Here is a 14,881-nt window from a genome sequence, read left to right as displayed (position 1 = left end):
CACTATTATCGCAAACGCTAATTATTATCATTTACATGCTAAATGTCACGGAGAAATATCATGAACACGGTAAGTTGTAAGTTAAGGCCGGTAACTGCATTTATTTTAAGTACTTTTGCAATTGCTAACCCTGCTTTTGCTGATGAAAAAAAACAAGATATGGAAGTAATGGTTGTCACTGCTTCTGGTTACGAACAAATGCTCAAAGAGGCACCTGCAAGTATTAGTGTTATCGACAGAGCGCAGCTAGAAAAACGCTTTTATCGTGACTTAACCGACGCAATGGCTGATATCCCGGGTGTAATAGTGACTGGCGGAGGTGACAGAAAAGATATTAGCTTGCGTGGTATGGCAAGCCAATACACGCTTATTCTTATTGATGGACAACGGCAAAGCTCAAGAGAAACACGACCTAATAGTGATGGCCCAGGCGTAGAAGGTGCTTGGACGCCGCCAATTTCAGCGATTGAACGTATTGAAGTAATACGTGGCCCTATGTCGTCGTTGTATGGCTCTGATGCTATTGGTGGTGTGATCAATATTATTACCCGTAAAGCGCCAGAGCAGTGGTATGGAGAACTGCGTTTAGACAGCACCATTCAAGAGCAAAGCCAGTCAGGTGATATAAACCAAGCCAGCTTTTTCACTTCTGGTGGCATTATTCCAGATCTATTGGGCGTGCAATTATACGGTCAATTTTCAAAGCGAAATGAAGATGATTTTACTGCAGGATTTCGAGGCAAAGAACAAAGTAACGTAAAAGCTAAGTTCACATTAACACCTAATGATAGTCACGAATTAATGTTTGAACTTGGCTCGGCAAAACAAACATTAGATGAAACCCTCGGCAAAACAGTTGCCGAGCTTGCTCCAGGAGAAAGTTGTGGTCGACGTGGCTGCCCTGAATCAGCAACTACTGAGTATGAGCAACAAACATACTCTATGTCACACAATGGTTTTTATGACTTTGGCTCGTCGCGTAGTTACATTAAATACGATAAGTTTGATAATAACTCACGTGAAATGTTTGTCGAAAATACCGACATTCAAACAACTTGGAGTTTACCGCTATTTAGTGATCATAACTCTACGTTTGGTGCGACCTATTTAAAAGAGTCATTGGATGATTATACAAGTAATAAAATTAGCGACTTAACCCATGTAGAAAACGAGCAATGGTCAGTTTTTGGTGAAAACGAGTGGGCAGCAACGGATGACTTTCAGCTTACCGCAGGCCTACGTTACGATCATGATGGCAACTTTGCGGGTCATTGGAGTCCACGTTTATACGGTGTTTATAGCGCATCTAAAGCGATCACCATCAAAGGCGGCATATCAACGGGTTTCCGTGCGCCAAATATTCGCCAATCTACTGCGCAGTGGGGACAAGTGAGTCGTGGCGGTAATATTTATGGTAACCCTGACTTAAAGCCTGAGCAATCAGTCAACTATGAAATGGGTGTTTACTATGATTCTGGACGCGATTTAAGCATATCGACAACCGTTTTTTATAATGAATTTGATGACAAAATAACCCGTATAGCATGCCCATTAACGCAGTGCACAGATGGCCCAAATCAGTTCGGCTCCATGCCAACTACCTACATTAATGTGGATGAAGCCATAACCCAAGGTGTTGAGCTATCAGTAGATTATGATATTTCAACTGAAATTGATGTGAGTGCCAGTTATACCTATACCGACTCAGAGCAAAAAACCGGTGAATATAAGGGGAGCCCACTTAATCAGCTACCAAAACATAGTTTACAAACGTCTTTAAATTGGCGTCCAACAGATAAGTTAGGCGGATGGTTACGCGTGCAATATCGTGGAGAAGAAAGCCAGCCAACGACAGGGCCTTCACAAAGCAGTTTAATTGCTCCTGATTATACCATTGCCAATTTAGGTGCTAATTATCAGCTAAGTGACAGCGTTAAACTCGGTGCTGGAATTTATAACTTGCTTGATAAAGAGATCACAGAGCAAGAGTATGGTTATGTTGAAGATGGTCGCCGTTATTGGGCGTCTTTAGTGTGGCAGTTCTAAACACTTTTTAATAATACAAAGTAAACGAGTACGCTAAACCGTACTCGTTTTTTGGTTTTATCTCGGTTCTTGTTCAATAATGTTTAAAAAGCACAAAAGGCGGTTGGCTTTTTCTGTGTAGTCGCTTATTCTAGCAGCGTATTTAGTCATTAAATGTAACTTTAAAGTTTACTAATAATTTATAACTTTCTTCAATCCCCAAAGGTATGCCTCGTTTGAACCACATAGCAAAACAAAAAGCCAGCCCTGTATTTTTAGTAGGTGTCGTTTGAAAATACCTAAACGCTTGCAGCCATTAGTTGATGATGGTTTTATTGATGAAGTGATCAGCCGGTTAATGAGCGGTAAAGAGGCCGATGTATTTGTAGTCGCCTGTGGCGATGACATTCGCTGCGCTAAAGTATACAAAGATGCCAGTAAGCGCAGTTTTAAAAAAGCTGCACAGTACCAAGAAGGGCGAAAAGTACGTGGTGGCCGCCAAGCCCGTGCTATGGGTAAGCGTTCAAGCTATGGCCGTCAATTAGAAGAAGAAATTTGGCAAAATGCCGAGGTTGACGCGCTGTCGCGTTTATCTTCAGCAGGTGTTCGCGTACCGCAAACTTACGGCTGCATTGACGGTGTTTTGTTAATGGAGCTAGTAAGCGATGATGAAGGCGATGTTGCACCTCAGCTTGGTGCAGTTGATTTAACCGAGCAACAAGCCATTGAGCAACATACATTAATGATGCACTACATTAAACTAATGCTATGCGCTGGGATTATTCACGGTGACTTATCGGAGTTTAACGTACTTGTAGATAGTAACGGCCCAGTAATTATTGATTTACCCCAAGCGGTTAACGCCTCTGCTAATAATAGTGCCGAGGCGATGTTTGCCCGCGATGTAAATAACATACGCCGCTATTATGGCCAATTTGCACCTGCGTTATTACACACGCAATACGCCAAAGAAATGTGGGCATTGTTTGCAGATGCTAACTTAACCCCGCACTCAAAACTCAGTGGCGAATTTGAAGACGACAGCGAAGTTGCAGATGTAGATTCAGTACTTGACGAAATTCAAGCCGCCTTTGATGAAGAGCAAGAACGTAAAGAACGCATTCGCGACGCCGATGAGCAATAATCTTTATACGTGCTGAGTTTTGATTATTAGATCAAAACTTAGCATGTAGGTATGAGCCATAAGGATGGGTTTAGCTGGTCACTGCAAAATCTAAGTTAGTTCTGTCATTACTATCAACGGGAACCGACAGGTGTGCATTTAACTAAAAGCAGCTTGATACTAAACATTAATTAAATGCCATTGAGTCTGCAAACACATATTCATTATCAATGTAATAGCTGATAAATTCTTCCTCATTAAAATCACATTTATAAAAAAAAGACGTTGTGACAATCTTTTTATTATTTATGGTTATTTCGAATTCAGCCTGTGATGCTTTATTAAATAAAACACTACACTTAGTATTTATGCCTAACGAATAAACCTTACCATCAATTTCGATACTGTTGTTGCCTAAAGTAATTTTATTGGGTGTTGTTAATAAATGCAAAAAGTAATAGAGCCCTGTTAAATAGAAAAAAGGAGAAACAAACAAAGCAGCCTTTATCTTTACAGACTCAGAGTCATGTAAATAATAGGTAGAGATCATGGATATTATTGAGAACAAAACAACCATAACAAAATTTGGAGAGAGCCAGTTTTTGGTAAATTTAAATATCATCTTCGATCGCAGAGGTAAGAGTTAAGGTCGACTCAATAATTTAAGCAAACAGAAACTAAGGTTTTAAATTTGTAGCCTATCTTATTAAATTAACAATGGTATTTCTATATTTAAGCGCCTGAATAAAATATGCACTTCGTCCATTCCCTTGTGTTTGCCTGCTAACCTTTTTGACCACGTTATTGTGATATCGTACAAAGCCCACCTTGTCGTATTTTCGACAACTTTTTAAGCATAAACGAGAGAGTCCTGAATAACTAAAGTTGACACTTTTGCGAAGTTAGACAAAGAGCGAGAAGCTGTTAGTCAGAGTTTTTCTGTGTGACGTGAAGTTTTGCTCGCTTGACTATCAGCTTGTTGGCGGTTTTTTCAATTCATTCTTAAAATTTATTTTGTTGTTATTTTCGAGTCGTTATCGTTTAATAACATGATGTTTTTTAAAGATAACTATTAGCGAATCTTCACCTCTTTAGTAAAAGCTAATGTCGGACCACACATAAGGAAATAGGTATAAAATGGACACTACAATACGAAAAGCTGAATCAACCGATATCGCTGCAATAAAAATGCTATGGCAGTTTTACCAATATCATCAGAGTATATTTGACTTAGAAGATGTTGGTTTAGATGGTTGCTATGATATTGATGAAGAATATTTAGAGTGTGTAGTTCGTGGTGAGGAAGACTGCATTATTTATCTTGTACTCGTTTCTAACCAAATTGCTGGTTTTGCTACCGTAGAACCAACTGAGATCGTTGGCAAAGAAATACCTGAGTTGGCTGATATTTTTATTCTACCCAAATATCGAAAACAAGGCATTGCTAAATTCGTTATTCAAAATTTGATGCCTGTTGAAACAAATCAGTGGCATGTAGCAGTTCATTTAAACGATAGTTCAGCGTTGAAATTTTGGAATAGTTTGTTTGCTAAATTAAACGTTGTGCGTGTTGATAAAGTTGACCCCCCTGAAACAGAAGGCTACCACGAGTTTGTTATCACAAATAACTAGCAAGATTACAACGTCTTCTGCGCTTAAGTAAAATTTGGTAAAGAGCGAAAACCAGCCATTGAGATTGGCTAAATATCGTCGTTAATTGATTGGTTAAACTGCTCTTTGCGCATATATTCATGAAAATGAGCGCTGCGCGCATATTGGTTCATTTAACTTTACCTAAAAACTTTAGAAAACTTTGCGATAGTAATACCTTAGGTAATTTGTTAAAACTATATAATGTAGAAAAATGAGCGTAGCGTCGGAAGAAATATGCGCGATGAGCGCACTATTAAATTGTTAGCCATAAAGCAAAGAAAGGATTAATAATGCCTAATAAGAAAATCGAAGTTACTGAATATAATTATTGTGAGAGACTAGAAACATCCTACTTTAACAGTCCTGCTGAAAACGCTTCCGTCAATTGCACTAACCCTGAATGTAATAATCCTAATGTTTTGGTTAAATTTGATGTTGCACAATTTAGTTGCAGCGGTAAAGAAAAAATTGGTAGAAATTGTATGAGGTTATTCCAAGTACAATCAGTTGATTAGTGCGTTAATTCTGGCTAACAAGAACATCAAACGGAAAAATTACAGTTGGCTGTTTTTCGTTCCTCAAACATTATAGCCAACTATATTTTTCCGCTTATGTAAGCGTTAGTTTTCTTATGATGATTCGTTTTATATTTTTAAGTTTGTTTATGATTGCAGGGACAACTATGGCTTCAAATGAAATAGGAGCACCTGAAGGAGTTTCGGCTGAAGATTGGGAAGCCTATCTAAAGCACAAAAAGGATTGGGAAGCCATGCTTCAGCAAAGGTTTGAAAGTGAACTCAAAGCGAATCCTCCTTTACCTCCTTGGGAAAAATTCCCTGAATATGAACCTAGCAATATATTTTGGCGAATGGGAACAGGTGAAGAGTATCTAATCGATTATTTTGGCGTTTATTTAAAGTACGCAAGTAAAGACGATATTCAAGCATATAAATTTAAATACCCCGCTCCTAAAATTTGGGAAAATTGGTATAACGAAAACTAACAAGTTAATTAAACAGTGGACGCAAAACAGCAGGCTTGCGCTCATGCTTCGCTTAGTTTAGCCTGCTATTTTTCGCCGTTTATTAAGGCGTTATGTGCCAGAGAGGAATTTGAAAAATGTGGGTTAGTGGAACAGCTAAAACAACACAAATTGGTTACATCAATTCGAATAATCAAAAAAATCATGGTACTCGTGGCTTAAAAGGCTCGGATCATAATTCCGTCTCATACAAGATGGAATGTTTGTCACCGGGTTGCGGTAATATTTATGGTGCGAACGGCACAGATATTTTCCAACGTAAATGCCCAAAGTGTCAGGGTGGAAAGCAAGGAATTGATTATTAATCTATTTTAAAGGTAATGGATAAAATGGAGTTTATAAATACGCTTAGTAACAACTCTGTCATCGTTGCATTTGTTGCTGGCGTGGCCGTGTTGATGTGTGTTTCACTTTTTAAGTGGATTAACCGTCGCTTTTGTAAGGCACCGAGAGTTTTTAAAACTCTGGAAACTGGTTTAGAAAAACACAATTGCAAGTTTCTTCCTACAACCTATTTAGCCTCAAAAACGAATTACACCGTACCAGAAGTGGAATTACTGTGCACAATGCACCCTAAAATTATAAGAAATAAGAAGCAGTTAGAATCATGGTGTATCAAATAAGCGTGGCACATAACAAAAAAATTAAGTCACTCACTGCGTTCGCTGGGACGCATACACATGGGCTGCTTCGCATTATAGCCCACGTGTATGCGCCCCTTATTTAAAAGTTATGTGGCTTGAAGGAAAAGGACATTTTCTATGCAAAATAAACTTGCGCTGGCCTTAGGCAGTTTTTCAAAGTACCTAGCGGTTCAACTTTTCTTCTTCTCTTATGTACTGTCTATTCTTATTCAAGCTAGGGCCCCATCCCAAAAGATATACCTGACTGGAATGTTCTTTTATCTTTTGCCATTAGTGATGGCCATGGTATTTGTTCACTTTGGTTATACGTCTACCAAAAGTGACAAAATTAATAGATTGGAATTCTTCAAAGCTATCGGCGTTTTCATCTTTTATTGTTTTATCTGGTATGCTCTTTTTTAACACGCAACATAACAAAAAAATTAAGCACGCCCGCTGCGCGGGCTGGGACGCAAACACGCAGGGCGGCTGCGCCATTATGCCCTACGCGCCTGCGCCCTTATTTAAAAGTTAGTTTTCAAGGAAATTTATGGGGTCAATTTTGAGACTATTTTGTATTAGCTTAATCATGTTTGTATCTGGATGTGCAAGTATTTACGGAGTTACTGGTGCTGATGAAGGAAAAAAGGTTGATGATTCGTTTGAGTATCACGTAATACACCCAGGTTTAGATGTAACAATCATTGAACCATATAGTGAAAAATTAATTCCTATAGAAACTATTGGTAAAAGCTCTCCCTCGCCCTTAACCCATACGATAAAGTTCGGGACTTCCGAGAAGATACATATTTTAAAGATCGTTGGGAAGTATGAGAAGGACTTGTATCTTGATGATACATACTATGATTCTATCTGGAATGGAGATGTACTTGTAAAAAATGGAATACTATTTATTAATGGTAGAATTGCTGACAAAATTGAAAACTAACAAACCAAGTCATCGGAAAACCACTCACTGGCTGCGCCAAAACGTTCGTATTTTGCGTTGCTTGGGATGTTATATTGCTTTGTAAGGTCAAGCGTTGAATAAAAAAGAAAGCAAGGGAAGTGGTATCTTATATGCGGTGTTCATTACCGTGTTGTTGTATTTCTTTTTTAAAATTACTTTGACCTTCTCAATAGTGTCAGGCAGAAATTTCACTTGTTTAAGCTCTATTTGGAGTAACTCCTATACTGTAATAACTCCTTTCTCTGCATTTTTTATTGTGGCAATATTTAGCTGTATTTGGTTTTTTTATTGCGGCATAAAGTACAAACAAAAAGTAGGTAAATCTGTATATTTACTGTTAGCTGTCGGAGCTGTGTTCTATTATTTTTGGTTCCAAGGTTTTTACGGTTTCTGGCAGCTAATGAGCTACGAGCAAAAGGAAATTACGTTACAAGAGTTTTTTGAAAAAACAGGTGGTACAGAAAGGTTAAAGTTGTATGGTAGTGGCGCTAATCAAAATGTATTGTGTAAATCGCAGTATAACAAAGTAAATTAAAAGTGCGGACAAAAAACAGTGGGCTTTGTTCGTACCTCACAAATTATAGCCCACTATTTTTAGCCGTTTATTTGCGGCGTTAGGTGATCGAATGGGATTGTTCAGCATATTCAAAAGGAAAAAACCAAAGCCTGACTTAGAGTTTGAAAATTATGCTCAGGAGGTAATGGCCGATTTTCAAAGAAATGATTTTCTTGGCAAAGCAGCTGAGGCCGGTCATAAGGCTAAGGCTGCGGTTAAAGAGATGCAATATGATAAGGCTTGGGGGTTTTATCAAGAACAAAAATCATTCTATATGCAGCACGCTAACCGATCAGGCTTTACGGCTAACCAAGTTCTAGCGCTTGACGCTAGCGTCCATGAAGATATGGCGAATATTTTAAGGCTTGAAAACAAGCACGAAGTTGCATTGGTTAATATCGTGTATTGGGTTTTAGCTGGAGTTGATAGGCCTATCAAGCGACATCAACAAAAGCTTAAAAGCTACTTCAATAGGTGCAAACTGAAAAATACTGAATTACCCGAGGCGGAGAGAATTATAGCCACTAATACAAAATTGCCAGAATTCACGCTTGCAAAGTCTATTGTCTCAGAATGGGTGTCTCGTGCGTAATCACCTAACAAATCAAGGCAGCATCGCCCTTCGGGCTGGACGCGCTAACGCGCGCCGCTGCTTGAGGCGTTAGCAGTATTAGTCTTATATGGAGTTTGTATCATGGATAAAGAGCAAAATAATAAAATTAAAGAGCCAAGTTTACTTGATCAATTATTACCTACTGAAATGGGGTTAATGCAATCTCTAGGTGAATCTAAAACGTTAATAATCATGTTGGTGGTTTTTCTAACATTATTTGGAGGGTTAGGTTTGTTTTTATTAAAAATGTCAGCCTAGAGGCTGGTAGCATAAACTGCTAACAAGTGACTATGGTGCTCAATGTCCTCTCATAGCACACAGGCATACTTCGGCAAAGAGCGATGAACGATCATTCAGGTGAGTCGTTTTTAACTTAGTAAGAATCAAAAGAAACCCTCCCTTTTTTACATAGCGAAATAACCTACATTAAGCATAAAATTTATAGCTGGTAATAACTTACACTATTTGTTATTAATATATGTTAATAAAATAATGGCATTTTCACGCTGGAATGTGGAAAGTGTTAACTGATAAAGCGGTTGTATGTACAAGGAGTTATGGTGAAGAAATTCTTCAAATATCTAGGTTTTGGAATTTTAAGTGTTGTTATATTTTTCATTGGTATTGGAGTTGTTGCATCCATAAATACTGTTGATAAAGAGGCCGTCTTTGAGCCTTTTATTGTAAAGGCAATCCCTAAGTTAACAACGTGGGAAGTAACTCCTTTTAAAGAGCTAATGTCTGAGCAAGGTTACACTAGTGCAACTTCAGAGCAATGGGAGTTGTACGTAAAAAAGGTTGCTAAATTAGGTGTATTTCAATCAGTCGGTAAAGCAGAGTTGCAAAATTGGAAAACGTTATCTCCAGTTGGTAGCTCAAGTGTGACATATGCTGTTTATCAGGTACCTGTAACCTTTGATACAGGATTAGCTCATATTCAATTAGGTTTGCAGTCATCTGACGGTAAAGTTGAAATAAATAGTATAAAGTTTTTATCTGATTTGTTAATGCAATAGTACATATAACAAGGCCATAAATTATTGAATGCATAATAGTTGGTCTTGTTTCGTGATGCTGCACACCTTAGTAAACTTAGCCACTAGTTGTACATTTTATTTAGCTATATTTTTAGGGGTAGTCTTTGAAGTACATAACTATATTTTTAGTCCTTTTACTGGTTGGTTGTAATAGTACTAATGAAGCGGCAAATTCAAGTATTGTGTATATCAATGCGCAAACAGATTCACCTGCTAAATGGGTTGTGAAGATTGAACCAAAATATCCTGAAGATGCAGCTAAAAATAGCGTAGAGGGCTACTTAAAATTCAAAGCAATAGTGAATGAAGTTGGAGCGTTAGAAATAGTTGAAGTAATTGAATCTGCCCCAAAAGGTGTATTTGAAAAGGAAGGTTTACGGGCTTTAAAACTATGGCGATTTAAGCCTGCGTTATTAAATGGTAGGCTGGTTAAGGTTGAGTACGCTGGTACTCTTGAGTGGAGGTTATAATGTCTCTAGATATGAGCATATCATGGAGATCTAAGCAACCTAAACAAAAACGATGTGATAGGTGTGAACTGTATTATTCTGAGTTTTTGGATAAATGTACGCATTGTTCCGATTTAAACGAAACACAATTACTTATGCTTAAGGCTAAACATCAAGAATCTCTTAAACTCAATGCTAAGCTTGGTAAATACTTATTTATAGCTGCTGTTGTAATTGGTGTATTACTTTTTGTTAGTTTTTTATGGTAGCGTTGGGTTTTTCCTTAAGTGGAAGAGGGTAAGTTAACAGAGAAAAACCCCCAAATACATTCAGCTTAAAAACTTATATCCATCCGGTAACTTTAAAATTAATCACAATGAACTACCCGTCCACGTAACAATTGTTGTTATTTAATTAAACCTATAACTCCTTCATTAACTAAATGAGTCTGCGCTTCATCTGTATAGGGCTGAAACTTTTTCCAGCGGCCTATGGCCTTGTTGTTAAGCGGTTGGCGTACTTGCATTTTACTGGCGGTTGATACCGGTGCGGTGTTTAAGTGAAAATCAAGGCACTGTGGTTGCCAGTCCAAGTCGCAATAGCTCACTAACTCTTTTATTTTTTGCTCTGGTGCGGCAATGAGCTCTTCGTATTTTACTAGTTTAATATTGCTGTGCAGTTTGCTGAAGTGCTGCATCAGTTTATAAAAGCGGCTGTAAAATTTAGCGGTGTCGAGTAAGTCTAAGGAGTACGCGTAGTAGGGGTTATTAATCGTAAATAGCTGACGATAGTTACCAATACAGGTGTCCATGGGGTCGCGAAGTAGGCAAATTATTTTGGCGTTTGGCAGGGCTTTGGTAATTAAATCAATATAAAAAAAGTTAAACGGTAGTTTATCAATAAAGTGTTTATGGCTGCCGGTTACAACACGGGTTGCTTCAAGGTAAGTACTGCCAAGTTTTGCAAAATCAAGCTGGTAAGTTTGGCTTAAGGTGTCTATATCGAGTACTTGAGGCGTGTGCGTTTGGCTAAGTTTTTTTACACTTAGGCCAAAGTCTTGCAGCTCGCCCGCCGATTGTACGTCGCTGTGGCTTGATAAAATGCGTTCAACTAATGTGGTGCCAGAGCGCGGCATACCTAACACAAAAATTGGCTCACTGCTTTGGTTGCCAGCTGTTTGTTGGTTTTTGTATTTATCACCGAGCTGTTTGATATGCGCGAATAAAGCCTCAGACGCTTGGTTATCAAACGCCTTATTAGCGAGTTTTGCTGCTTTACCTTGTTGTAACGCGGTAAAGGCTGCTGAAAACTCTCCTAAGTCTTGATATTCTTTAGCGAGCGCATGACCTATATGCAGTTTAGCGTCGGGATGATTGACTTGTTCGAATACATTTTTTAATCGCGTGATGTGGTTATTATGTTCGGTGACTTTAGTTAAATCGGCTAAGGCAAAATGACTTTGATGATGAAGCGGGTTCAGTGCAATGGCATTTTCAAACGCGTGCTGTGCTTTATCAAACTGGCCTAAAAACTTAGCGCATACTCCATAGTTATAATAAAACTGCGGTTGGCTGCTGTTACTCGCCTCAGCTAAATTTAACGCGCATGTAAAGTAGTCAGCAGCATGCTGATGTAAACCCGCTTGGGTGAGCGCGACGCCTAATGTATCGGCATCAAGTGCTTTACTAATATGTTCAATCTTAACGCTGAGGGCGGTGTTTTTTGCTTTTTGTAAGTCGCCCGTAAGAGCGTAACACTTGGCAAGTTGCGCTGTATATTCAATAGACTGGGTAAAGCTTAATGCTTTTTCAATTAGCTTTATCGCTTTGTAAATTTGGCCAACCTGTAAATTAACCATAGCGAGCAAAAAGTAGCCATCAGCAAAGTCTGGTTTTTGTGTTACCAGCTCAACCAGTGCTTTATGCGCTTGCTGAATATTGCCTTGGTTTAAGTTGTTGATAGCGCTTTGGTGTAGTTGCTTTAAGTTTGGCAGCATGAATACTCTTATAAATAATGTACTTACAAATAAAAAGGCTCAAAATTAATTTGAGCCTCTTGATTGTACTTAAACTTATCGTTTAATTACATTTCAAACTTGTCGCTTAATTATATTTCAAACTGATAGTTAAATTTAATGCCAACAGTAAGCGGGCGATTAATAAAGTAACCATAGTTACGTTGTATGTCTGCGCCATTGGCTGTTGTAATATCCGCATCTGAACGACGAACAGAAGTAACCGCATATTTATTAAATAGGTTATCTACATATAAAGTAGTCGACCACGCATCGGCGGTTAATTTAGCTGAAATATTACTTAAGCTATAACCTGGGAGTGCTTCACCGTTGTCACGTAGGCCTACTTTTGAAATTACATCACTTTGTGCGGTTAAACCATAGTTAATATCAAGGGTTTTATCATTTAAAACGTCTGTTTGGTAGTTAATACCCATAGAGAACTGATGCTCAGGTGAGCCCGGTAAACGGTCGCCATCTTTCGCGCCATTAGTGCCATCGGCATTAAATAAATACGGAGCGTCTGAGGTTAGTTCTGCTTTTGTATAGGCATAAGTTGCATAGGCAGTAAACGAGTCTGATAAAATTGCACGCGTGGCAATTTCAATCCCTTTCGCATTTGCGCTACCAGCATTTGATAAGTAAGGTAATTGGCCTACTGTTGTTGCACCGGCAATTTGTGCGTTATCCCAATCTACATTGAATAGTGCGGCATTAAAGTGTAGCTGGCTTCTCATCCAGGTACTTTTAAAGCCTAGCTCATAGTTGGTGGTTGTATCGGCATCGTATAGCATTTCATCAGGTGTACCACAGCCTGTTTGTTGGTCCTCAGGTAGAGGTGTTGGGCAAGGCACTAAGCCATTTGAGCCACCAATTCTAAATCCTTCACTTATAGTTGCATACGCCATTACTGAATCTGTAAATTGGTATTTAGCATTAAATTTGAACAGATTACCGTTGTCACCGGCTTCGTTCTCTTCAAAGTTAACTGAAATTGCATCAGGTGCAGCACCTTCATACAAGGTATTTGCTAATGGGAAATCAAAAGCCGCTTTTGATTCTACGTCGTATTCGTAAAAGCGCGCGCCAATAGTAATGTCGAGTTTATCGGTTACTTGGTAACCCACTTCACCAAAAAGTGCAGACTCAGTGACTTTGCTGCCAGTAATTTCTAAATACTCTAAAGAGTCTGGTCTTAGCTGTGCGCCACCAAAATTATCAACTGCGAACTGATCAAAGCCTGGCGTAAACTCTCTGCTTGATGCGTCCGTATCGGTTTTGTTGTAAAAACCACCAACAATCCAGCTTAGGTCGCTATCGCTTTGTGAAACCAAACGTAGCTCTTGAGTAAAGGTATCGACTTCGTCTAATTCACGGGTAAATGCTGAAAACGAAGGAAACTCTTCGTAGCCATAGTCTAAACGAATTAAAAGGTCAGTTTGGTCGCGTTGACCATCGGCTTCAAAGTGTGAAATACCGGTAGCTGATACCAGCTCAGCAAAACCTAAGTCGGCTTTAAGTTCAAGGCTGAGTAATTGATCTTCTTTTTCCCGTGGCTCTTCAAAACGGTACGCTGACTCGTATTTGCCGATGCGATCACTTAAACCATTATTTTCGTTTAGGCTATTGTGATGAACAATTGAGCGACCTTCGGTGTCTTGCTTTTGATAGAAGTAGTTTAATGTGCCTTCAAATGACTCATTTGCTTTGTAACGCAATGAAATACGCCCAGTTGTGGTGGTTTCACCGTTGGCGTCTTTTACATTTTTAAGATTGCTGTTTACTGCATCAAGGTTTGTCCAATCAGGGTCGGTGATCGACACACCCGGTTCACGAACTGTGTAGGCGTAGTCAATAAACCCTGGGTCTTCATAAATATTCAAGCTGGTACGTACCGCCAGTTTGTCTTCAATTAATGGTAAATTGAAGATAAAGCCAGTTTCGCCACCGACCGAATCACTTTCTTGAGTTTGAAAAACATCACCAAATACTTCACCTGATATGAAATCAAGCTCTGGCTCTTTAAGCATGTAACGAATAGCACCGCCTAGTGTGCCTGCGCCATACAATGTGCCTTGTGGTCCAATAAGTACTTCTACTCGTTCTACATCAACAAGGCGCATATCTACCGATACTGGAATTTCGTTAATGTAAGTGGCTACCGTGCCGCCATCTGATGAAGGGCCTGATGAATTTGTATTTAATCCACGAACTATAATAGGTGAGCCAGAGCGACCACCTTGATCAGTAATTGTTAAACCTGGCACCCAACGCGCTACATCGGCTAATTCGCTGATATTTTGGTCTTTCATTACATCGGCATCAAGCGCAGTAATGTTAAGAGGCGCAGCCTGAATAGAACCACTTCGGCGTGTTGCTGTAACCTCAATAACTTCAAGCGATTTATTTTTTTCAATAATTTGCTCTTGTGCTGTTGCATTACCGCTAAATAATACACCGCTCAGTGCGCTTGATACAGCCAAGGTTAACAGGCTTGGTTTGAACATAAAAATTGATCCCAGTTAGATTTAGTAAGTTAATAAATGAGCGCTAATAATATCAGGGAGTTTTGTTGATGGAAATAAAAATATGAATTTTAATTCACTTTTTTAGAATAAAAATTAAGCTGTGGTTTTTTGCTTAAATTTAAAGTTTAAATATAACAAGGTGTTTGTATAAATAATGCACACACAGGAGATGGTATATATTGTTTTAAGTGCAACAATGAATGGTGTGAAAGGAGAGATAAAACGTAGGCTTAATTATACTAAGAGGG

General features: G+C 38.8%; 14 protein-coding genes. 11 read left to right on the top strand and 3 right to left on the bottom strand.

Going from position 1 to position 14,881, the window contains the following annotated elements; genetic code table 11:
- Positions 1-60: 60 nt before the first annotated feature.
- Positions 61-2,046 (top strand): ligand-gated channel protein, encoded by a 1,986-nt coding sequence (locus MTF66_RS09375; RefSeq protein WP_248527089.1) that lies wholly within the window; start codon positions 61-63, stop codon positions 2,044-2,046.
- Positions 2,047-2,314: 268 nt separating this feature from the next.
- Positions 2,315-3,169 carry a PA4780 family RIO1-like protein kinase gene (locus tag MTF66_RS09370; RefSeq protein WP_248527088.1) on the top strand — a complete coding sequence of 285 codons (855 nt, stop codon included), beginning with the start codon at positions 2,315-2,317 and terminating at the stop codon, positions 3,167-3,169.
- A 166-nt stretch (positions 3,170-3,335) separates the two neighbouring features.
- On the opposite strand, the gene MTF66_RS09365 is transcribed toward MTF66_RS09370, so the two are convergent.
- Positions 3,336-3,698, bottom strand: a complete 363-nt coding sequence (locus MTF66_RS09365; RefSeq protein WP_248527087.1) for a hypothetical protein — start codon at positions 3,696-3,698, stop codon at positions 3,336-3,338.
- Positions 3,699-4,285: 587 nt separating this feature from the next.
- On the opposite strand from MTF66_RS09365, the gene MTF66_RS09360 reads away from it, so the two are divergent.
- The 9 genes from MTF66_RS09360 (at position 4,286) to MTF66_RS09320 (ending at position 10,112) form a co-directional block, all read left to right on the top strand.
- On the top strand, positions 4,286-4,780 hold the full coding sequence (locus MTF66_RS09360) for a GNAT family N-acetyltransferase (protein WP_096039026.1): 495 nt from the start codon (positions 4,286-4,288) through the stop codon (positions 4,778-4,780).
- 311 nt (positions 4,781-5,091) lie between these two features.
- Entirely contained in the window at positions 5,092-5,316 is a 225-nt protein-coding gene (locus MTF66_RS09355; protein ID WP_248527086.1) for a hypothetical protein, read from the top strand.
- 116 nt (positions 5,317-5,432) lie between these two features.
- The gene (locus MTF66_RS09350) at positions 5,433-5,804 is read left to right on the top strand and encodes a hypothetical protein (RefSeq protein WP_248527085.1); all 372 of its coding nucleotides are present in this window, start codon (positions 5,433-5,435) and stop codon (positions 5,802-5,804) included.
- A 1,251-nt stretch (positions 5,805-7,055) separates the two neighbouring features.
- On the top strand, positions 7,056-7,415 hold the full coding sequence (locus tag MTF66_RS09345) for a hypothetical protein (protein WP_248527084.1): 360 nt from the start codon (positions 7,056-7,058) through the stop codon (positions 7,413-7,415).
- A gap of 94 nt (positions 7,416-7,509) precedes the next feature.
- Positions 7,510-7,971 (top strand): hypothetical protein, encoded by a 462-nt coding sequence (locus tag MTF66_RS09340; RefSeq protein ID WP_248527083.1) that lies wholly within the window; start codon positions 7,510-7,512, stop codon positions 7,969-7,971.
- 91 nt (positions 7,972-8,062) lie between these two features.
- Positions 8,063-8,584 carry a hypothetical protein gene (locus tag MTF66_RS09335; protein WP_248527082.1) on the top strand — a complete coding sequence of 174 codons (522 nt, stop codon included), beginning with the start codon at positions 8,063-8,065 and terminating at the stop codon, positions 8,582-8,584.
- A gap of 102 nt (positions 8,585-8,686) precedes the next feature.
- Positions 8,687-8,863 (top strand): hypothetical protein, encoded by a 177-nt coding sequence (locus MTF66_RS09330; RefSeq protein WP_171048716.1) that lies wholly within the window; start codon positions 8,687-8,689, stop codon positions 8,861-8,863.
- Between the two features lie 299 nt (positions 8,864-9,162).
- Positions 9,163-9,621 carry a hypothetical protein gene (locus MTF66_RS09325; RefSeq protein ID WP_010389244.1) on the top strand — a complete coding sequence of 153 codons (459 nt, stop codon included), beginning with the start codon at positions 9,163-9,165 and terminating at the stop codon, positions 9,619-9,621.
- Positions 9,622-9,746: 125 nt separating this feature from the next.
- Positions 9,747-10,112 (top strand): energy transducer TonB, encoded by a 366-nt coding sequence (locus MTF66_RS09320; RefSeq protein WP_248527081.1) that lies wholly within the window; start codon positions 9,747-9,749, stop codon positions 10,110-10,112.
- A gap of 385 nt (positions 10,113-10,497) precedes the next feature.
- Here MTF66_RS09320 and MTF66_RS09315 read toward each other — a convergent pair whose 3' ends face one another.
- Together MTF66_RS09315 and MTF66_RS09310 are read right to left on the bottom strand one after the other, a co-directional pair.
- Positions 10,498-12,087, bottom strand: a complete 1,590-nt coding sequence (locus tag MTF66_RS09315) for a sulfotransferase (RefSeq protein ID WP_248527080.1) — start codon at positions 12,085-12,087, stop codon at positions 10,498-10,500.
- A 110-nt stretch (positions 12,088-12,197) separates the two neighbouring features.
- The gene (locus tag MTF66_RS09310) at positions 12,198-14,612 is read right to left on the bottom strand and encodes a TonB-dependent receptor (protein ID WP_248527079.1); all 2,415 of its coding nucleotides are present in this window, start codon (positions 14,610-14,612) and stop codon (positions 12,198-12,200) included.
- Positions 14,613-14,881 lie beyond the last annotated feature (269 nt).

It is taken from the genome of Pseudoalteromonas sp. 2CM39R, assembly GCF_023161845.1.
This window is presented reverse-complemented; position numbering and strand designations above follow the sequence as displayed.

Coding starts and splice junctions, on each gene's coding strand:
- MTF66_RS09335 (WP_248527082.1), top strand. CDS start 8,063: ATGGGATTGTTCAGCATATTCAAAAGGAAAAAACCAAAGCCTGACTTA.
- MTF66_RS09355 (WP_248527086.1), top strand. CDS start 5,092: ATGCCTAATAAGAAAATCGAAGTTACTGAATATAATTATTGTGAGAGA.
- MTF66_RS09315 (WP_248527080.1), bottom strand. CDS start 12,087: ATGCTGCCAAACTTAAAGCAACTACACCAAAGCGCTATCAACAACTTA.
- MTF66_RS09325 (WP_010389244.1), top strand. CDS start 9,163: ATGGTGAAGAAATTCTTCAAATATCTAGGTTTTGGAATTTTAAGTGTT.
- MTF66_RS09330 (WP_171048716.1), top strand. CDS start 8,687: ATGGATAAAGAGCAAAATAATAAAATTAAAGAGCCAAGTTTACTTGAT.
- MTF66_RS09310 (WP_248527079.1), bottom strand. CDS start 14,612: ATGTTCAAACCAAGCCTGTTAACCTTGGCTGTATCAAGCGCACTGAGC.
- MTF66_RS09365 (WP_248527087.1), bottom strand. CDS start 3,698: ATGATCTCTACCTATTATTTACATGACTCTGAGTCTGTAAAGATAAAG.
- MTF66_RS09360 (WP_096039026.1), top strand. CDS start 4,286: ATGGACACTACAATACGAAAAGCTGAATCAACCGATATCGCTGCAATA.
- MTF66_RS09350 (WP_248527085.1), top strand. CDS start 5,433: ATGATGATTCGTTTTATATTTTTAAGTTTGTTTATGATTGCAGGGACA.
- MTF66_RS09375 (WP_248527089.1), top strand. CDS start 61: ATGAACACGGTAAGTTGTAAGTTAAGGCCGGTAACTGCATTTATTTTA.
- MTF66_RS09345 (WP_248527084.1), top strand. CDS start 7,056: ATGTTTGTATCTGGATGTGCAAGTATTTACGGAGTTACTGGTGCTGAT.